Origin of the sequence: Oricola sp. (assembly GCF_022763245.1) — a bacterium.
Lineage (GTDB): Bacteria > Pseudomonadota > Alphaproteobacteria > Rhizobiales > Rhizobiaceae > Oricola.
Genome location: NZ_JALEGV010000034.1, coordinates 12,445 through 31,342 on the forward strand (window position 1 = coordinate 12,445; position 18,898 = coordinate 31,342).

General features: G+C 65.5%; 15 protein-coding genes. 9 read left to right on the forward strand and 6 right to left on the reverse strand.

Features of this window, described 5'->3' with window-relative positions; translation table 11 throughout:
* Nucleotides 1–6: 6 nt before the first annotated feature.
* A complete protein-coding gene (locus MRY80_RS15555) occupies nt 7–414 on the reverse strand; it encodes a VOC family protein (protein WP_293291970.1) in 408 nt (135 codons plus the stop codon).
* A 146-nt stretch (nt 415–560) separates the two neighbouring features.
* Nucleotides 561–2,684, reverse strand: coding sequence for an ATP-dependent DNA helicase RecG (recG, locus tag MRY80_RS15560; protein ID WP_293291971.1), 2,124 nt, complete (start codon nt 2,682–2,684; stop codon nt 561–563).
* An 86-nt stretch (nt 2,685–2,770) separates the two neighbouring features.
* On the opposite strand from recG, the gene MRY80_RS15565 reads away from it, so the two are divergent.
* Both MRY80_RS15565 and mfd read left to right on the forward strand, forming a co-directional pair.
* Nucleotides 2,771–3,061: a succinate dehydrogenase assembly factor 2 gene (locus MRY80_RS15565; protein ID WP_293291972.1), complete on the forward strand. Its 291-nt coding sequence runs from the start codon at nt 2,771–2,773 to the stop codon at nt 3,059–3,061.
* The gene (gene mfd, locus MRY80_RS15570; RefSeq protein WP_293291973.1) at nt 3,058–6,585 is read left to right on the forward strand and encodes a transcription-repair coupling factor; all 3,528 of its coding nucleotides are present in this window, start codon (nt 3,058–3,060) and stop codon (nt 6,583–6,585) included. Before MRY80_RS15565 ends, mfd begins: the two co-directional genes overlap by 4 nt.
* A gap of 51 nt (nt 6,586–6,636) precedes the next feature.
* On the opposite strand, the gene MRY80_RS15575 is transcribed toward mfd, so the two are convergent.
* Nucleotides 6,637–7,242: an invasion associated locus B family protein gene (locus tag MRY80_RS15575; RefSeq protein ID WP_293292045.1), complete on the reverse strand. Its 606-nt coding sequence runs from the start codon at nt 7,240–7,242 to the stop codon at nt 6,637–6,639.
* 338 nt (nt 7,243–7,580) lie between these two features.
* Between MRY80_RS15575 and MRY80_RS15580 the strand changes: the two genes are divergently transcribed.
* Both MRY80_RS15580 and MRY80_RS15585 read left to right on the forward strand, forming a co-directional pair.
* On the forward strand, nt 7,581–9,317 hold the full coding sequence (locus MRY80_RS15580; RefSeq protein ID WP_293292046.1) for an extracellular solute-binding protein: 1,737 nt from the start codon (nt 7,581–7,583) through the stop codon (nt 9,315–9,317).
* The gene (locus tag MRY80_RS15585) at nt 9,314–9,961 is read left to right on the forward strand and encodes a DsbA family oxidoreductase (protein ID WP_293291974.1); all 648 of its coding nucleotides are present in this window, start codon (nt 9,314–9,316) and stop codon (nt 9,959–9,961) included. Before MRY80_RS15580 ends, MRY80_RS15585 begins: the two co-directional genes overlap by 4 nt.
* 21 nt (nt 9,962–9,982) lie before the next feature.
* Here MRY80_RS15585 and hspQ read toward each other — a convergent pair whose 3' ends face one another.
* The gene (hspQ, locus tag MRY80_RS15590) at nt 9,983–10,330 is read right to left on the reverse strand and encodes a heat shock protein HspQ (RefSeq protein WP_293291975.1); all 348 of its coding nucleotides are present in this window, start codon (nt 10,328–10,330) and stop codon (nt 9,983–9,985) included.
* A gap of 125 nt (nt 10,331–10,455) precedes the next feature.
* Between hspQ and MRY80_RS15595 the strand changes: the two genes are divergently transcribed.
* The gene (locus MRY80_RS15595; protein ID WP_293291976.1) at nt 10,456–11,424 is read left to right on the forward strand and encodes an AEC family transporter; all 969 of its coding nucleotides are present in this window, start codon (nt 10,456–10,458) and stop codon (nt 11,422–11,424) included.
* Here the strand turns inward: MRY80_RS15595 and MRY80_RS15600 are convergent.
* Nucleotides 11,384–12,619 carry a UbiH/UbiF family hydroxylase gene (locus tag MRY80_RS15600; RefSeq protein WP_293291977.1) on the reverse strand — a complete coding sequence of 412 codons (1,236 nt, stop codon included), beginning with the start codon at nt 12,617–12,619 and terminating at the stop codon, nt 11,384–11,386. The genes MRY80_RS15595 and MRY80_RS15600 overlap by 41 nt on opposite strands.
* A 248-nt stretch (nt 12,620–12,867) precedes the next feature.
* Here MRY80_RS15600 and MRY80_RS15605 point away from each other — a divergent pair, with 248 nt between their 5' ends.
* The 4 genes from MRY80_RS15605 to MRY80_RS15620 all read left to right on the forward strand — a co-directional run bounded on the left by MRY80_RS15605 (nt 12,868) and on the right by MRY80_RS15620 (nt 17,610).
* Nucleotides 12,868–14,442, forward strand: a complete 1,575-nt coding sequence (locus MRY80_RS15605) for an ABC transporter ATP-binding protein (protein WP_293291978.1) — start codon at nt 12,868–12,870, stop codon at nt 14,440–14,442.
* A gap of 13 nt (nt 14,443–14,455) precedes the next feature.
* Nucleotides 14,456–15,550, forward strand: a complete 1,095-nt coding sequence (locus MRY80_RS15610) for an ABC transporter permease (RefSeq protein WP_293291979.1) — start codon at nt 14,456–14,458, stop codon at nt 15,548–15,550.
* Complete coding sequence (locus MRY80_RS15615; RefSeq protein WP_293291980.1) at nt 15,550–16,470, forward strand: ABC transporter permease; 921 nt, start codon at nt 15,550–15,552, stop codon at nt 16,468–16,470. The genes MRY80_RS15610 and MRY80_RS15615 overlap by 1 nt, the downstream gene beginning before the upstream one ends.
* A 69-nt stretch (nt 16,471–16,539) precedes the next feature.
* Nucleotides 16,540–17,610 (forward strand): BMP family ABC transporter substrate-binding protein, encoded by a 1,071-nt coding sequence (locus MRY80_RS15620; protein ID WP_293291981.1) that lies wholly within the window; start codon nt 16,540–16,542, stop codon nt 17,608–17,610.
* A 55-nt stretch (nt 17,611–17,665) separates the two neighbouring features.
* Here MRY80_RS15620 and MRY80_RS15625 read toward each other — a convergent pair whose 3' ends face one another.
* Complete coding sequence (locus MRY80_RS15625; protein WP_293291982.1) at nt 17,666–18,886, reverse strand: glycosyltransferase family 87 protein; 1,221 nt, start codon at nt 18,884–18,886, stop codon at nt 17,666–17,668.
* Nucleotides 18,887–18,898: the final 12 nt, after the last annotated feature.

An 18,898-nucleotide genomic window follows, 5' to 3' on the forward strand; every position in this document is an offset into this window, starting at 1 on the left:
GCGGCCTCACATGGCCGCGTCGTTGATCTCGATCGTGTGATTGTCGGGATCCAGGAGAAAGAGCTGGCGGAAGCCCGTCGGCGAACTCCGCATGATCAGCACCCGCTTCGGATCCCCCGCTGCGCGGTCCTCGCGATACCCGACACGCTCAAGCGCCGCGACCGCATCGTCGAAGGATGAAGTGCGAAGCGCGAAATGCACGTCCCCCGGATCGAGGTTGGCGGAAGGCCGGAACGTGCCCGACTGGTTTTCGATCAGGTGGAGCTGGCGGCCGCCGCAGGCGTACCACATGCCCCGAAACGGAAAATCCGGCCTCTGCAATCGCGGCAGTTCGAGCACGGTGTCGTAGAACCGGACCGAAGCGTCTAGATCGCGGGTCGGAACAGAGATGTGGTGCAATTCGAAGTCAGGCATTCAATCCTCCCTAGACGCCCCCTCAAGCGTCTTGGTGATAGCAGAAATCGCTCCACCCGTCCGTCCACCTCCCAATCCTCTCGCCGCAATGCTAAGCCGATCGGAACGGTGCAGACCTTGCGCAGGCCGGCGTCGCGATCTTGCAGTCAACCCGCTCTCAGCAGACGGATCGCCTCGTCGCGCTCGAACAGATAGAGCAACAGCCGCAGCGCCTCGCCGCGCATTGACTGCAGATCCGGATCGGTTTCGATCACCAGCCGTGCGTCGTCACGCGCGATCTCCAGCAGGTCGGCATGGTCGGCGAGCGACGCCAGCCGATAGTTCGCCGTGCCCGATTGCCGCGTTCCGAGGATTTCCCCTTCACCGCGCAGCCGCAGATCCTCTTCGGCAATCCGAAAGCCGTCTTCGGTCTCGCGCATGATCGCCAGCCGCGCATGCGCGACCTCGCCGAGCGGCTCCTTGTAGAGGAGCAGACAGGTGGAGTGGCCGCTGCCCCGGCCGACTCGACCGCGCAACTGGTGCAACTGCGCCAGGCCGAAGCGCTCGGCATGTTCGATCACCATGATCGTCGCGTCGGGCACGTCGACGCCGACCTCGATCACGGTCGTCGCGACCAGCAGTCGGGTTTCGCCGTCCTTGAAGGCGCGCATGACGGCGTCCTTCTCCTCGCCCTTCATCCGACCGTGAACGAGCCCGATCGGTGCGGGGATCACCTGCTTCAGATCGTTGAACCGGTCTTCGGCGGCGGTCAGATTGACCTCCTCGCTCTCCTCGACCAGCGGGCAGATCCAGTAGACCTTCTGACCAGCGGCGATGGCGTTGCGAACCCGCTCGACGACTTCGTCCAGCCGGCCGAGCGGCACGGTCACGGTCTTCACCGGCTGGCGACCGGGCGGTTTTGAGTCGAGCTTGGAGACATCCATGTCGCCATAGGCGGTCAGCACCAGCGTGCGCGGGATGGGCGTCGCGGTCATCACCAGCATGTCCGAATGCTGCCCCTTGGCGGAGAGAAGCAGCCTCTGGTGCACGCCGAAGCGGTGCTGCTCGTCGACCACGGCAAGGCCGAGATCGCGAAACTGCACGCTGTCCTGGAACAGCGCGTGCGTGCCGACGAGGATGTCGATCGCGCCGGATTGCAGGTCGTTCAGCAGCTCGTCGCGGATTTTGCCCTTCTCGCGCCCGGTCAGGATTTCGATGCGCAGGCCGGCGGCTTCGGCCAGCGGGCGGATGGAGGCGAAATGCTGGCGGGCGAGGATTTCCGTCGGCGCCATCATCGCAGCCTGCGCGCCGGCCTCGATCACATTGGCCATGGCGAGCAGCGCGACGATGGTCTTGCCCGAGCCGACATCGCCCTGCAGCAGCCGCAGCATGCGCTCCGGTTTCTCCTGATCGATGCGGATCTCGCCGAGCGAGCGCTCCTGTGCCTCGGTGAGCGTGTATGTGAAGGCCGCGCGGATGCGCTCCGCATGTGTGCCGGTTCCCTTGAAGACCCGGCCGGCGCTCTTCTTCATCTTCCGGCGCACAAGCCCGAGCGCCAATTGCCCGGCCAGCAGCTCGTCATAGGCGAGCCGCCGCCGAGCCGGGTTCTGGAGATCGACGTCTGCGGCGTCGCGCGGCGCGTGCAGGCGTTCGAGACTGTCGTGAAACGAGGCGAAGCCCTCGCGGGTGGCGACATGCGGGTCTATCCACTCCGGCAGGTCCGGGACGCGTTCCAGCGCCGCCATCACGGCCTTGCGCAGCACTTTGCCCGACACACCCGCCGTCAGGGGATAGACAGGCTCGACCATGGGCAGGTCGGCCGCATTCTCCTCGGTGACGATATGGTCGGGATGGACCATGTTCGGCCGGCCGTTGAACCACTCGACCCGCCCCGACACCAGCACCGTCTCGCCCACCGGCAGTGCCTTCTCCAGCCATGCGGCCTTGGCATGGAAGAAGACGAGGGCGATCTCGCCGGTCTCGTCATGCGCGAACACGCGGTAGGGCACGTTCGACCGTCCCCGCGGCGAGGCCTGATGCCGGTCGACTCGCACCTTGAGCGTGACGATCGCGCCTTCCTGTGCGAGGGCGATGCCGGGCTGTTGCCGCCTGTCGATGATCGAATGGGGCAGGTGAAAGGCGAGCGCGAGCACGCGCGGCTCGTCCATGGCGTCGGGAACCGGCAGCAGGTTGCATGTCAGCTTCGCAAGGCGCGGACCGATGCCGTCAAGAACGCTGACGGGTGCAAACAGGGGATCGAGGACGACAGGACGCATGGCCGCATCTTTCATGGCAGCATCGGCCCGATCAAGGCTGACAAGACGCTGCGCCGGGTTTATACCGCCCCGCATTCTCCTGACCCGCAAAGACAGTCGCCATGAACCTGCCCGAACAGGACACCCCGATCGATCTCGAATCCCGCCGCCGCCGCGCCCGCTTCCGTGCCTGGCACCGCGGCATGAAGGAGATGGACCTGCTGCTTGGCAAATATGCCGACACGCATGTCGAGGCGATGACGCCTGACCACCTCGACGCCTTCGAATCGCTGCTCGAAGTGCTCGACCGCGATCTGTTCAAGTGGTTCACCGGCGAGGGGCCGGTGCCCGCCGAGCGTGACACGCCGCTCTTCCGAGCGATCTGCGCATTCCACGGGATCGAACTCCCATGAGCGCCAAGGCGTCGAAGAAGACCTGGATCGCCGTTCCCGACATTCCCGCCGATGCCGGGCGCGTCGTGTTTTCCGGCGTGGCCGCAGGCGCGGAACCCTTCGTCGTCAACGCCCTGTGCGCCCGGGCGGCGGCCAGGGGCGGGCCGGTCATCTATGTCGGGCGTGACGGGGCAGGGCTCGCCGACTGGCGGCAGGTCTTCTCCTTCGTCGCGCCCGACATGGAGGTGGTGGAGTTTCCGGCGTGGGACTGCCTGCCCTATGACCGCGTGTCGCCCGGGTCCGATGTTTCGGCGCGCAGGCTCGCGGCGCTGACGCGCTTCGCCGCGTTGCGGCGCGAAAAGGCGCCCGTCGTGATCCTGACGACCGCCAACGCCGTGCTCCAGCGCATTCCGACGCCCGAGGCCATCGCCTCGCAGATGTTGCGTGCCCGGCCCGGCCAGCAGATCCGCATGGACGACATCGCCGCCACGCTGGCGACCGCCGGCTTCGAGCGCGTGCCGACCGTCCGCGAGGTCGGCGAATTCGCCGTGCGCGGCGGCATTCTCGACATCTTCGCGCCGGGCACGGGCGAGGGCGTGCGCCTGGATTTCTTCGGCGACACGCTCGAGAGCATTCGCGCCTTCGACCCGGCGACCCAGCGCACCACCGGCCAGTTGAAGGAATTCGTGCTTCAGCCGGCCAGCGAGATCTCGCTCACATCCGAGAGCGTCGCGCGTTTCCGGCAAGGCTATCTGTCGATGTTCGGCGCGCCGAGCCGCGATGACGCGCTCTACGCCTCGATCACCAGCCAGCAGCGCTTCGCCGGCATGGAACACTGGCTGCCGCTGTTCCATGAGAAACTGACGAACCTGTTCGACTGCCTGCCGGACGCCCCGGTCGTCTTCGAGCACCTTGTCGCGGAGGCGCTGACCGAGCGCCACGCCATGATCGTGGATCATTACGAAGCGCGCCGCGATCAGTCGGAGGGGACGCTGGGCGGCGACGGGGTGCCGTATAAGCCGCTCGCGCCGGATGCGCTCTACCTGACCCCCGAGGAGGCGGAAGCCCGTGCCTCCACCCGCCTGACGATTGACCTGTCGCCCTTCGGCGTGCCGGAAACGGCGAGCCGGGCGGTCTTCGACCTTGCCGTCGCCGCCGGCCGCAATTTCTCGCTGGAGCGTGCCGACAAGCAGGCCAACGTCTTCGAGATGGCGGCCCGTCACATCGCCGACCTGCGTGCCGACGGCAAGCGCGTGTTCCTCGCCGGCTGGAGCGAGGGGTCGCTGACGCGCCTGATCCAGATCCTCGAGGAACATTCCCTGGAAGGGATCGAGACGGTGTCCGGGATCGGCGTCGCGATGGCGCTGAACCGCACACGCATTCCCGCCGCCGTCCTCAGCATCGAGCATGGTTTCGAGACGGCAGATTTCGCGCTCGTCGCCGAACAGGACATTCTCGGCGACCGTCTCGTGCGGCATCGCCGCCGCCGCAAGGCATCCGACTTCATCGCGGAAGCGTCGGCGCTGGCCGAAGGCGACATCGTCGTGCATGTCGATCACGGCATCGGCCGCTTCGTCGGCCTTCGCACGATCGAGGCGGCGGGCGCGCCGCATGACTGTCTCGAGATCGTCTATGCCGGCGACGGCCGCCTGTTCCTGCCGGTGGAAAACATCGAGCTCCTGTCGCGCTACGGCTCTGAAGGCAGCGACGCCGTGCTCGACCGCCTCGGCGGCGGCGGATGGCAGGCGCGCAAGGCGAAGCTGAAGAAGCGCCTGCTCGACATGGCGGATCAGCTGATCCGCATCGCGGCCTCGCGCGAGACCCGCCAGGCGCCGGTTCTGCGGCCTCCCGAGGGGCTGTACGACGAATTCGCCGCGCGTTTCCCCTATGACGAGACCGAGGACCAGATGTCGGCGATCGACGCCGTCATCGGGGACCTGATCGCCGGCCGCCCCATGGACCGACTCGTCTGCGGCGATGTCGGCTTCGGCAAGACGGAGGTGGCGATCCGCGCGGCCTTCATCGCGGCGCTGAACGGCCAGCAGGTCGCCGTCGTGGTGCCGACGACGCTTCTGGCGCGCCAGCATTTCCGTTCCTTCAGCGAACGCTTCAGGGGACTGCCGATCAACATCGCCCATGCCTCGCGGCTGGCCGGCACGAAGGCGCTGGCCGAAGCCAAGAAGGGTATCACCGACGGGACCGTCGACATCGTCGTCGGCACGCATGCGCTGCTCGGCGCGAGCATCAAGTTCAAGAATCTCGGCCTTCTGATCATCGACGAGGAGCAGCATTTCGGCGTCAAGCACAAGGAGCGGCTGAAGGACCTGAAGTCCGACGTCCACGTCCTGACGCTGACGGCGACGCCCATTCCGCGCACCTTGCAGCTCGCGCTGACCGGTGTCCGCGAACTGTCGCTCATCTCCACGCCCCCGGTCGACCGCCTGGCGGTGCGCACCTTCGTTTCGCCCTTCGATCCTCTGGTCATCCGCGAGACGCTGCTGCGCGAGCGCTATCGCGGCGGCCAGAGCTTCTATGTATGCCCGCGCATTTCGGATCTGGCCGAAGTGAAGGCCTTTCTCGACGAGCACGTGTCGGAACTGAAGGTGGCCGTCGCGCATGGCCAGATGCCGCCCGGCGAACTGGAAGACGTCATGAACGCCTTCTATGACGGGCGCTACGACGTGCTTCTGTCGACGACCATCGTCGAATCGGGCCTCGACATTCCGACCGCCAACACGATGGTCGTGCACCGTGCGGACATGTTCGGTCTGGCGCAGCTCTACCAGATCCGCGGGCGCGTCGGTCGATCCAAGCTGCGCGCCTACGCGCTTCTGACCCTGCCGGCCAAGAAGACCCTGACCAAGACGGCGGAACGGCGGCTGAAGGTTCTGCAGTCGCTCGATTCGCTCGGCGCCGGCTTCCAACTGGCCAGCCACGATCTCGATCTGCGCGGCGGCGGCAACCTGCTCGGCGAGGAGCAGTCCGGCCACATCAAGGAGGTCGGTTTCGAGCTCTATCAGCAGATGCTCGAAGAGGCCGTTCTGGAGATGAAGGGCGAGGCAGTGGACGAGCACGGCCAGTGGTCGCCGCAGATCACGGTCGGCACCTCGGTCATGATCCCGGAAAGCTATGTGAGCGACCTGCAGTTGCGCCTATCGCTCTATCGCCGCCTCGGCGAACTGGAGGAAGTCGGCGAGATCGACGCGTTCGGCGCCGAACTCACGGACCGCTTCGGCGCGTTTCCCGAAGAGGTCGAGCACCTGCTCAAGGTCGTCTACATCAAGGCGCTCTGCCGCACGGCCAATGTGGAGAAGCTGGACGCCGGTCCGAAGGGCGCGGTCATCCAGTTCCGCAACAAGGAATTCGCCAATCCGGCGGGCCTCATCGCGATGATCGGCGAGCAGGGATCGCTGGCCAAGATCCGGCCGGACCAGTCCATCGTGTTCACCCGCGACTGGCCGACGCCGGCCAAGCGCCTCGCCGGCAGTGCCATCCTGGCGACCAAGCTGGCGCGGCTTGCCGAAGCGGCAGACAAGGCCGCATGAAAAACGGGGCCTCGCGGGCCCCGTTCAAGACATTCTGTTCGCGCCGGGCGATCAGTTGGTGCCCTGTTTGATCTTTTCCTGCTCTTCGATCAGCTTCTTGCGCATGTCTTCGCGGCGCTGTTCGATGGCCTGCTGCAGCTGCTGCTGACGATCCTCGACTTCCGACTGCTTCATCGCTTCGCCGTCGAAGGCGGCCGTGAAACCCGACAGCGAAATCTTGATCGGGTTCGGCTGGTTGCGGAAGTTGATCGAGGTCAGCGTCATCTCGCCGCCCTTCTTGAGCGAAGCGACGAGCGCCTCGGTGAGCGGGGCTTCGGCGATGCAGCGATCCGGCAGGCAGAGGGCGTATTCGATCTTCTGCGCCTGTCCGCCGTCGATCTGCATGCCGATGCCGGCGGGGATCACGCGGCCGGTCGGCACGGCGATCTGGAAGATGGCGCGGTTCACCTTGCCGGTGATCTGGATCAGGTTGACGGCGGTCAGCAACTGCCCGGTATTGGCGGTGCGGATGTTCTGCACGTTGCAGATGTCATTGTCTTCCTGCTTGGAGCAGACCTTGAACCAGCCCTGCGGAAGTTGCTGCTGCTGCTGCGCTTGCGCGCGCGCCGGCTGGGATACGGCGATCGCGCCGACCGAGACGACCCCTGCCGACACCATGACTGCGATAAATTTGCTGAAAGTCGCGCGCATCACGCTGCATCCTTTTCCTTGTTAACCGAACGGTGGTGCGAACCGGTGCTGCGCAAATGCGGCTACACCGTGACGTTCCGAATTCCGCGGCTTGATACACACGCTGCAGTCGCAATTCCAGCCCCGCTCCGCGATTATCAGGAATTTGCGGGCCATTGCTGAATTCGCCACACGCCCGTGCTAGGTTCCGAATCCGTAACGGAACGCAGCGTGGAGGACAGGACATGCGCAATTCCATCAGGTATTTCAGCGGCGCGATCGCAGGCTTGCTCCTCGGCCTGACGACGGCAGCGTTCGCGGAACCCATGCACGGCATCGCGATGCATGGTCAGCCCGCCCTGCCGGCCGATTACGCGCATTTCCCCTATGCCAATCCCGACGCGCCGAAGGGTGGCGCGGTGAAATACGGCGTCCGCGGCACCTTCGACAGCCTGAACCCGTTTCTGCTCAAGAGCTTCCGCACGACGGCGCGCGGCATGTGGGCCGATCCCGAGATCGGCAACCTCGTCTTCGAACCGCTGATGCAGCGCTCGCGCGACGAGCCTTTCACCATGTACGGGCTCATCGCCGAGAAGGTTGAAACGGACCCGGAGCGCACCTGGCTGGAATTCACCTTGAACCCCGACGCGCGCTGGTCCGACGGAGAGCCCATCACGCCGGACGACGTGATCTTCACCTTCGACCTGCTCGAGGCGAAAGGCCGGCCGCCCTATAACAGCCGCAAGAAGAAGATCGAGAAGATCGAGAAAACCGGCGACCTGAAGGTCAAGTTCACCTTCAACGAAACCGCCGACCGCGAGTTTCCGCTGCTGATCGCGCTCATGCCGGTGCTGCCGAAACACGCCATCGACATCGACACATACGAGGAAACCACGCTCGACGTGCCTGTCGGCAGCGGTCCCTACCTGATCGAATCCGTCGATCCCGGCACCCGCATCGTCTATCGCCGCAACCCTGAATATTGGGCAAAGGACGTCCCGTCGAAACGCGGCTTCGACAATTACGAAACGATCACCGTTGAGTATTTCCGCGACGAGACGACGCGTTTCGAAGCCTTCAAGAAGGGTGTCTTCGACATCAATCCCGAGGGTGATCCCGTGCGCTGGGAGACTGCCTATGATTTCCCCGCCGTGCAGGACGGCCGGGTGAAGAAGGCCGTCTTCGTGTCCAACCAGCCGCAGACCATGTTCGGCTTCTTCTTCAACACGCGCCGCGAGGTTTTCGCCGATCCGAAGGTCCGCGAAGGTCTGGCGATGCTGTTCGACTTCGAGTGGGTGAACAAGAACCTGTTCGGGGAGCGCTACACGCGCACGGCGTCCTTCTGGCAGAATTCCGACGAATTGTCGGCGATCGGCCGCCCGGCCGACGAGCGCGAAAAGGCGCTGCTGGCACCGTTCCCGGACGCGGTTCTGCCGGAAGTCATGGACGGCACCTACACGCCGTCGAAGACCGACGGGTCGGGCCGTGACCGTTCGGTCCTGCGCGGAGCGCTGGAGATCCTGACGGAGGCCGGATACGCCATCGAGGACGGCCGGCTCGTCAAGGACGGCAAGCAGTTGAGCTTCGAGATCCTCACCTCCAACCTGGAGGAAGAGAAGATGGCGCTCTCCTATCAGCGCACCGCGCAGACGGTGGGCATCGACGTGCAGATCCGCCGCGTCGACGATTCCGAATATCAGAAGCGCCGCCAGTCCTACGACTACGACGTGACGTCGGGCTTCCTCTCCGCGTCGCTGTCGCCTGGCGCGGAGCAGGTCTGGCGCTGGGGCTCTCAGTCGCGCGACATCGAGGGGACGTTCAACTTCGCCGGCGCGTCCGATCCGGCGATCGATGCGATGATCGACGCGCTCGTCAATGCGCGAGAACGCGAGGATTTCGCCGCCGCCGTGCGTGCGCTGGACCGCATCCTGATCTCGGGCCATTACCTGATCCCGCTCTACCACATCCGCGAATCCTGGGTCGCCCATTGGGCCCACATCAAATATCCGGATGTGACGCCGCTCTACGGCTATCAGATGCCCGTCTGGTGGTCGCAGGAGTGACCCGCGTACAGGTCGACATCGTCTCGGACGTGATGTGTCCGTGGTGTTACATCGGCAAGAAGCGCTACGAGGCGGCACTGGCCGCCCTCGATCCCGATATCGGGGTCGATACGCACTGGCGGCCCTATCAGCTCGACCCGACCCTGCCGCCCGAAGGCAAGCCGCGCGATCTCTATCTGGCCGAGAAGTTCGGAGGACTTGAACGGGCGCGCGAACTCTACGCCAATATCGAGGCGGCGGGCAGGGGCGCCGGCATCCCGTTCCGCTTCGACACGATCGGGGTTTCACCCAACACGCTGGACGCCCATCGGCTGATCCGCTGGGCGCGGACCGCGGGCGAGGGCGTTCAGGATCGGGTGGTGGACAGGCTCTTCGCGCTGTTCTTTCTGGAAGGCCGCAACATCGGCGACCACGCAGAACTCGTCGATGTGGCCCGGCAATGCGGCATGGATCCCGCGATCGTCGAAACGCTGCTCGCCAGCGACTCCGACAAGGACGCCGTCAGCCAGGAAATCGCGCTCGCCCGCTCCATGGGCGTCAGCGGCGTCCCCTGCTTCATTCTTCAGAACAAATATGCAGTGGTCGGCGCGCAGGACCCGGCCACGCTGGCCGAGGCGATCGCCGAGGTCGCCTCGGGCGCCTAGCAGGCAAATCGATGGTTGCCGTCAGTGCTCCAGGCCGGAGCGCATCGAATAGCGGCGATCGTCCGACAGCCACTCGAACACTTCCGGCACCTGGGGATGGCGCACGGGTTCGCCGGTTTCGTCAGGCACGAGGTTCTGCTCGGACACATAGGCGACGTATTCCGTCTCCGCGTTTTCGGCGAAGAGGTGATAGAAGGGCTGGTCCTTGCGCGGACGCAAATCCTCGGGGATCGCCTCGTACCATTCCTCGGTGTTGGCGAATTCGGGATCGACGTCGAAAATCACGCCACGGAACGGATAGACCCGGTGCTGCACAAGGTCGCCGATCGAGTAGCGGGCAAAGACGGTTTTTGACGAATGCTTGTCCATACGCAAGATTTGTGACAACCCACATGGAATTTCAAGGCCTTGGACCGGCTGCCAGCCGGTTTCACGGCGTCGCGTGAAACGCGCACGGGGAAGTTGGGGCCGCCGGAGCGGTCGGAAAGGGGACGATGGCAAACGTTATCGGGCTGGTATTGCCGTTCTTCGGCCTGATCCTGCTTGGCTTCATCACCGCCAGGATCACGCGCCAGCCGCTGGATGCGCTCGGCTGGATGAACACCTTCATCGTCTACGTCGCGCTTCCGGCCCTGTTCTTCAACCTGTTGTCGCGCACGCCCGTGGAACAACTCGCCCAGTGGCGCTTCGTCGTGGGCGCGACCTTCGGCACCTACATCATCTACTCGCTGATGTTCGTCATCGCGGTGGTTCGTTCGGGCGGCAACATCGAGGAAAGCACGATCAAGGGGCTGTCCGCCGCCTATGGCAATATAGGCTACATGGGCCCCGGTCTGGCGCTCCTTGCCTTCGGAGAAGACGCGGTCGTGCCGGTCGCATTGGTCTTCTGCTTCGACAACACGCTGCATTTCATCATGGCGCCGCTGATGATGGCCCTGTCGGGCCGCAACGGCACCCGGATGTCGCCCGCCGAGCTGGCGCTGGACGTCGCGCGGCGCATCTTCACCCACCCCTTCATCCTGGCAACCATCGTCGGCGTCGGGGCGGCGCTCGTCTCGTTCGAGCCGCCGGCCGCCGTGCAGACGCTGCTCAACTACCTCGCCAACGCGGCCGCGCCCTGTGCGCTGTTCGTGATGGGCGTGACGCTCGCGCTGCGGCCGTTGCGCCGCGTGCCGATGGACATGGTCTTCATCGTGCCGCTGAAGCTCGTCGTGCATCCGGTCATCGTCTATCTGCTGTTGAGCTGGCTCGGCAATTTCCCGCCGACATGGGTCTATTCGGGCGTACTGCTCGCCGCCTTGCCGACCGCCACCAACGTCTTCGTCATCGCCCAGCAATATGGCGTCTGGATCGAGCGCGCCTCGGCTTCGGTGCTGATCACGACGACGACCTCGGTCGTCACCGTGACCGCTCTGCTTTACGCTATGACGAACGGGCTGCTCCCGCCCGATCTGTTTCCCTGACCTCTGACGGCCGCTCGAACAGGCTGCGCAATCCGCGACCCGGCGCCATGCCTTCCCGCATCGCGATGTTGCGAAGCGGCCGGAGCGCCGTGAGCGCGCCGAGGCCGACGGCCCGCGCCAGCTGCACCGGCAGGAAGCCGGTCAGCAATGAGCGGTTCAGCAGATCGACGGTCGCCGTCCGTGTCGTCACGTCCGCGCGCCTCAGCCAGTCGTAGCGCCGCGTCACGCTGTCCGCGCCCGCATCGGCGCCGGCGGACGCCAGGCACTTGCCGAGGTCGGCGATGTCGCGCAGCGAGAGGTTCAGCCCCTGCGCGCCGATGGGCGGGAAGATGTGGGCCGTCTGCCCGACGAGAACCAGCCGCGTCGCCGCGAACCGATGTGCGATCATGCCCGAAAGCGGCCAGCACTGCGGCTTCGACACGCCGCTCACGCGGCCGAGCATGGATTGCATCCGCTCCTCGATCATGCCGGCCAGCGTGTCGCCGTCGAGCGTCGCGATGGTCTCGGCTTCCTCCGGCTGAACCACCCAGACGAGGCTCGACCTGTTTCCACGCATCGGAACCTGCGCGAAGGGGCCGCTTTCCGTGTGGAATTCCGTCGAGGTGAAGCCGTGGCTGCGGCTGTGGTCGAATGTCAGGACGACGGCCGTCTGCGGATAGCTCCAGTTGCGCGTGCCGATGCCCGCCGCTTCGCGCAGCATCGAATTCACGCCGTCGGCCGCGACCACCAGCTTGGCGCGCACCGAATCGCCGTTGGACAGCGCGACCGTCGCGGCGTCACTCTCATAGGCGACCGAACTTGCCTTCGCATCGACGCAGGCGATGGACGACGAGGCGTCCACGGCCTTTTCAAGCGCGGCGTTGAGCGCGCGATTGACGAGATTGTAGCCGAAAGCCGGTTCGTCGATCTCGTGCGCCTCGAAGGTCACGGTGGGCGCCCGGACGAGCCGGCGCGTCGCGTCGATGATCCGCATCCGCTTCATCGGCGTGCCCTCGGCGTCGAGATCCACCAGGGCGCCGAGTTCCTGCAGCAGTTCGACGCCGGGCATCATCACCGCAGTGGTGCGTTCGTCGGTGTCGATGAAGGTGCCGGACGGCGCGACCAGCGTCACGCTGTAGCCATGGCGCGCAGCCTGCAGAGCGGCCGCCATTCCGGCCGGGCCGCCGCCGACGACAACGATGTCGCTCTCTGTCATGGCAAAATCCTCTCATGCGATCGATGCGTCAGAACTGGCGCAGGACGCGGCGTCTGTCCAGTGCCTCGACCGGGACCGATTGAAGCATCGGCGCCCCGGATCGGACCGCGATCGATCTCCACAGGCCCGGCCGCTCAACGGGAGATTGTGAATGAAAAGCGCTGCAGAACGCCTTTTCGCATTTGCACACTTCTTCCGAATGGGCTTAGCTGCTGCACTGCAACGGTTTTTTGGTGGGGGCATACGGATTGACGGACGCAACGGCCACGACTGCCGCGTCGGGAACGCTTCTCCGGGTCGCGGGGATCACCAAGGTTTTCGGCACGCTCAAGGCCAATGACGCCGTCGACCTCGATGTCGCACCCGGTGAAATCCACGCCCTGCTCGGCGAAAACGGCGCCGGCAAATCCACGCTCGTCAAGATGCTGTTCGGATCGCTGCAACCGGATGCGGGCACGATCTTCTGGAAGGAAGAGCCCGTCGCGGTTGCCAACCCGATGCAGGCACGCGCGCTCGGCATCGGCATGGTGTTCCAGCATTTCTCACTGTTCGACGCATTGACCACCGCCGAGAACATCGCCCTGTCGCTGGACGAGGCGACGGCGCTGTCGACGATCGCGGAACGCGCCAAGGCGCTGGGCGACGCCTATGGCCTGCCGCTCGACCCGAATGCCGTGGTGGGCGACCTGTCGGTCGGCGAACGCCAGCGCATCGAGATCATCCGTTGCCTGCTGCAAAAGCCCGAACTCATCATCCTCGACGAACCCACCTCGGTTCTGACCCCGCAGGAGGCCGAAAAGCTCTTCGTGACGCTCGATCAGCTGCGCGGCGAGGGAAAGTCGATCCTCTACATCTCGCACCGCCTCGAAGAGGTGCAGCGCATCTGCGACCGCGCGACCGTGTTGCGTCACGGCAAGGTGGTCGCGCATTGCACGCCGGCCAACGAGACGCCGGCGTCGCTGGCCAGCATGATGGTCGGCGCGGATGTCGCAGCGGTGCAGCGCACGGGCGCCGGTTCCACGGGCGAACCGCTTCTCGAAATCGTCGATCTGGTCCGCCACGCGGCCAGCCCCTTCGCGGTGCCGCTGTCCGGCGTGTCGCTGACGGTGCGGGCCGGCGAGGTGATCGGCATCGCCGGGGTGGCCGGCAACGGACAGGGCGAACTGTTCGAGGCGCTGTCGGGCGAAGTGCTGCAGACCACGCCGGGCCAGGTCCGGCTGCGCGGCAAGGATTCCGGCCGGCTGGGCATTTCCCAGAGGCGGCGGGCGGGCGCGGCTTTCGTTCCCGAGGAGCGTCTGGGCCATGGCGCGGCGCCGGGCATGAAACTGTCGGAGAACCTGCTGCTGTCGCGCCACCGCACCGACGGCAAGGCCTTTCTCGGCCCGCTCGGCGTCATCCGCAGCGGCGCCATCGCGCGGTCGACCAAGCGCATCGTCTCCGACATGGACGTGCGCAAGAGCGCCGAGGACCCGGAAGCCGCAGCGCTGTCGGGCGGCAACCTGCAGAAATTCATCATCGGTCGCGAACTCGACCGCAAGCCAGCGATCATGGTCGTCAACCAGCCGACCTGGGGCGTGGACGCCGGCGCCGCGGCGCACATCCGCCAGGCGCTGATCGAACTCGCCCGCTCGGGTTCGGCCGTTCTCGTGATCAGCCAGGATCTCGACGAGTTGTTCGAGATTTCCGATTCCATCGCCGTGATGCACAACGGGCATCTGTCGGCGCCGGTGCCGATCGCGGACGCGACCTACGAGAAGATCGGGCTTCTGATGGGCGGCGCGGAACCCGGCCATGCGGCCCGGGACATGGAAGTTCAGGCGTGAGGGAGAAGAAGGCGTGATCCGGATCGAACTCGTCAAACGGCCGCAGCATTCCGCGTTCTTCTCGGCCATGTCGCCCTTCATCGCCTTCGGCCTGACGCTCGTCTTCGGCGCGATCCTGTTCGCGGCCATCGGCAAGCCGCCGCTTGCGGCGCTCTATTCCTATTTCATCGAGCCCCTGTCGGAGATGTGGTCGGTTCACGAACTGATCATCAAGGCCACGCCGCTGATCATGATCGCGGTCGGGCTCTCGGTCTGCTACCGTTCGAACAACTGGAACATCGGCGCGGAAGGCCAGTTCATCTTCGGCGGCATCGCCGGATCCCTCATCCCCATCCTCGTTCCCGGCTTCCAGAACGCCGCGACACTGCCGCTGATGATGATCATGGGCATGATCGGCGGCGCGGCCTATGGAGCGATACCGGCCCTCCTGAAGACGCGCTTCAACACCAACGAAATCCTGACCAGCCTGATGCTCGTCTATGTCGCGCAGCTCTTCCTCGACTGGCTGGCGCGCGGCGCGCTGCGCGACCCGAACGGCGCGGGCTTTCCCGGTTCGATCCGCTTGTCGTCGGCTGCCCAGTTGCCGGAGATCGCGCCGTCGCAGGGCGGAGCGCATCTCGGCATCGTGTTTGCGGTCATCGCGGCGGTCGTCGTCTGGTTCATGCTGCGCTCCACGCTGAAAGGCTTCGAGGTGCGCCTGATCGGCTCGAGCCCGAGGGCAGGGCGCTTCGCCGGGTTCAGCGCGCCGGGCATGGTGTTCTTCGCCTTCCTGGTGTCGGGCGCCCTCGCTGGCCTTGCGGGCATCAGCGAAGTGTCGGGCGCGATCGGCCAGCTGCGTGAGACGATCTCACCCGGATACGGCTTCACCGCCATCATCGTCGCCTTCCTCGGTCGCCTGAATCCGCTCGGGATCATTGCGGCCGGCCTTGTCCTCGCACTGACCTATCTCGGCGGCGAGGCGGCGCAGATTTCTCTCGGCGTCTCCGACAAGGTCGCGCGGGTGTTCCAGGGCATGCTGCTGTTCTTCGTGCTCGGCTGCGACACGCTCATTCACTACCGTATCCGCGTCGCCGGACGCGCGATCGCGTCCGCCATGGAGAAATCGTGATGGATATCGCGCAGAACGTCATTCTGACGATCATGACGGCAGCGACGCCGCTGCTCATCGCGGCCATCGGCGAACTCGTCGTGGAGCGCTCCGGCGTCCTCAATCTCGGCGTCGAAGGCATGATGGTGATCGGCGCCGTCTGCGGCTTCGCCGCCGCCATGATCACCGGTTCGCCCTGGATGGGCGTGGTGGGCGGCATCGTCGCGGGCGCGTTGCTCTCTCTGCTCTTCGGGTTCCTGACGCTCAGCCTCGCGACCAACCAGGTGGCGACCGGCCTGTCGCTGACCCTGCTCGGCATCGGCGTGTCCGGGCTGATCGGGGAGAGCTTCGTCGGCAAGGCCGGCATCCGCCTGCCCAGCCTCAACATTCCGGGCCTCACCGAGATCCCGCTCGTCGGCAAATTGCTGTTCGGCCAGGATCCGATCTTCTACCTGTCGATCCTGCTGACGGCCGGAACGACGTGGTTCCTGTTTCGCACGCGTGCGGGCCTGACGCTGCGTTCCATCGGCGACAATCACAAATCCGCCCATGCGCTCGGCATTCCGGTCATCGGCTATCGCTATCTCGCGGTGATGTTCGGCGGCGGCTGCGCCGGGCTCGCCGGCGCGCATCTGTCGCTCGTCTACACGCCGCAATGGGTGGAGAACATGACGGCCGGCCGCGGCTGGATCGCGCTCGCCCTGGTCGTCTTCGGCTCATGGCGTCCCTGGCGGGTTCTCGCCGGCGCCTATCTCTTCGGCGCGGTGACGATCGGCCAGTTGCACGCCCAGGCGCTCGGCTTCGGCATTCCGTCGCAACTGCTTTCTTCGCTGCCCTATCTGGCGACGATTGTGGTTCTCGTTCTAATCTCGCGCGACAGGCGCTTGACGATCATCAACACGCCCGCTTCCTTGGGCCAACCATTTGTGCCTGATCGATAACACGACGGGAAAGGCACGAAATCCCCACGGAAGGACCGTCCTTCCTTGCAGCAACAGAGAGGTGCTTCGATGAAAAAGCTCGTAATCGGACTGGCGTCCGCCCTGGCGGTGATGACCGCGTCCAGCGCGGTCGCCCAGGACAAGTTCAAGGCCTGCTTCGTCTATATCGGTCCCAAGACCGACGGCGGCTGGACCCAGGCCCACGACCAGGGCCGCCAGTATGTCGAGCAGGAGCTCGGCGACACGGTGGAAACCGCCTATCTGGAAAACGTGCCGGAAGGCCCGGATTCCGAACGCGCCATCGAGCGTTTCGCGCGCTCGGGCTGCGGCATCATCTTCACGACGTCCTTCGGCTACATGGATCCGACGCTCGCCGTCGCGGCCAAGTTCCCGGACGTGAAGTTCGAGCACGCCACCGGCTACAAGGTCGCGCCGAACGTCACCACCTACAATTCGCGCTTCTATCAGGGCCGCTACATCATCGGCCAGATCGCGGGCAAGATGTCGGAAACCGGCGTCGCCGGCTACATCGCGTCCTTCCCGATCCCGGAAGTCGTGATGGGCATCAACGGCTTCCTGCTCGGCGCGCGTTCGGTCAATCCGGATTTCAAGCTGAAGGTCGTCTGGGTCAACACCTGGCATGACGCCGGCAAGGAAGCGGACGCCGCCAAGGCGCTGATCGACCAGGGCGTCGACGTCCTGACCCAGCACACCGACTCGGCCGCGCCGATGCAGATCGCCGAGGAACGCGGCATCCACGCCTTCGGACAGGCCTTCGACCAGATCGAAGCCGGCCCGAACGCGCAGCTCACCGCCATCCTCGACACCTGGGGACCGTACTACGTCAAGAAGATCAAGGCGGCGATGGACGGCACCTGGAAGGGTGAGGAACAGAGCTGGGACGGTCTCGCCGAAGGCATCCTCGCGATGGCGCCCTACACCAACATGCCGGACGACGTGAAGGCGATGGCGATGGAAACCGAAGCCAAGATCAAGTCGGGCGAACTCCATCCGTTCACCGGCCCGGTCAACAAGCAGGACGGCACCGAGTGGCTGAAGGACGGCGAAGTCTCCGACGACGGCACGCTGCTCGGCATGAACTTCTACGTCGAAGGCGTGGACGACAAGCTGCCGCAGTAAGACTGCTTACGGCACATCCGAAAAGGAAAAGGCGCCCCTCGGGGCGCCTTTTTTGTCATTCGCCGGCCGGCATCGGCCTCAGCCCGCCCCGCCGCGCGTCCTGCAGGGCATTGCCCGCCAGCTGGCCGAACATCAGCGCCAGCACGATCGGCGCGAAGTTCAGATTGTTCGACATCAGCGCCAGGATCGCGACCGGCGAGATGTAGACGATCGCGAGCACCGTCTTCTGATAGGCGACGAAGCCTCGCGCCATGCCGTGCGCGACCGCAAACGCGATCGCCGGCGCCAGAATGAAGAGATCGTAGTTGAGCCCGAAGGGCGTCGCCAGCAGCGCGCCGGTCAGGAGCAATGCGGCGCGCGTTTCGAACGCCACGCGGCTTTCCGGGCGCCACGACCACCACACCGTCGCCAGAACGCCGAGCGAGACGATGAACTGGACCGTCATCGCCGCGTCGTCTCCAAGCCCCGTCACGCGCAGCATGGCGTAGGTCGAGATCATCTTGTTCCAGCCCACATAGCCCTCCCGCAGCGTCGCCGTGGCGTCGGAGGCCTGCGCCATGAACAGCGTCCAGACATCCGTGCCGAATAGGAGCGCCGAGACCGCTGCGACGACGAGCGTGGTCACGCCGGCCGACAGGATCGTGCGCCAATGCGCGCCTGCCAGCAGCGCGAAGGGGATCAGCAGGCCGAGCTGCGGCTTGAAGGTCAACAGGCCGAACAACACCCCCGCCAGGACAGGACGGGTGCGCATCACCATCAGCGCGCCGCCGAACAGCGCCGCCGACAGGAAGGCGTTCTGGCCATGGGCGACCGTGAGGAAACTCGCCGGAAACGCCAGCGTGATCAGGAACGTCTCGAAGCGATGGCCGACGATCCGCGTGACGACGAAGGCCGCGGCCGCGAAGCCGGCAAGCGCCCACAGGGCGAGCGCCGGGTAATAGGGCAGAAGGCCGAGCGGCAAGAGGTAGGCGAGATAATGCGGCGGATAGTAGAAGGCGTAGAAATTGCCGTCCTTGAAGATCTCGTTTTGAACCCCCGCAAAGGTCTCGGCGAGGTAGGGCGTCTCGGGCCTGCCGGCGACCGCCTCGCGCGCCGCGACCCAGAAGCTGACGAAGTCCGACCCGAAGGGCGACCCGTTCGGCAGCACGCCCCCGCCGGTGACGAGCAGATAGGCTGTCGCGGCCAGCGTCATCGCCAGAATGACCGATGGATAGACGAGCAACCGGTCCTTGGTGAGCCAGTCGCCCGTCTGCAGGGATGTCAGAATTCGCGCCATGATCGATCCACA

Bases quoted from the DNA above. Each gene is read 5' to 3' on its own strand.
- MRY80_RS15555 (WP_293291970.1), bottom strand. From the start codon at position 414: ATGCCTGACTTCGAATTGCACCACATCTCTGTTCCGACCCGCGATCTA.
- MRY80_RS15625 (WP_293291982.1), bottom strand. From the start codon at position 18,886: ATGGCGCGAATTCTGACATCCCTGCAGACGGGCGACTGGCTCACCAAG.
- MRY80_RS15580 (WP_293292046.1), top strand. From the start codon at position 7,581: ATGCACGGCATCGCGATGCATGGTCAGCCCGCCCTGCCGGCCGATTAC.
- MRY80_RS15620 (WP_293291981.1), top strand. From the start codon at position 16,540: ATGAAAAAGCTCGTAATCGGACTGGCGTCCGCCCTGGCGGTGATGACC.
- MRY80_RS15615 (WP_293291980.1), top strand. From the start codon at position 15,550: ATGGATATCGCGCAGAACGTCATTCTGACGATCATGACGGCAGCGACG.
- mfd (WP_293291973.1), top strand. From the start codon at position 3,058: ATGAGCGCCAAGGCGTCGAAGAAGACCTGGATCGCCGTTCCCGACATT.
- MRY80_RS15595 (WP_293291976.1), top strand. From the start codon at position 10,456: ATGGCAAACGTTATCGGGCTGGTATTGCCGTTCTTCGGCCTGATCCTG.
- hspQ (WP_293291975.1), bottom strand. From the start codon at position 10,330: ATGGACAAGCATTCGTCAAAAACCGTCTTTGCCCGCTACTCGATCGGC.
- MRY80_RS15565 (WP_293291972.1), top strand. From the start codon at position 2,771: ATGAACCTGCCCGAACAGGACACCCCGATCGATCTCGAATCCCGCCGC.
- recG (WP_293291971.1), bottom strand. From the start codon at position 2,684: ATGAAAGATGCGGCCATGCGTCCTGTCGTCCTCGATCCCCTGTTTGCA.
- MRY80_RS15600 (WP_293291977.1), bottom strand. From the start codon at position 12,619: ATGACAGAGAGCGACATCGTTGTCGTCGGCGGCGGCCCGGCCGGAATG.
- MRY80_RS15575 (WP_293292045.1), bottom strand. From the start codon at position 7,242: ATGGTGTCGGCAGGGGTCGTCTCGGTCGGCGCGATCGCCGTATCCCAG.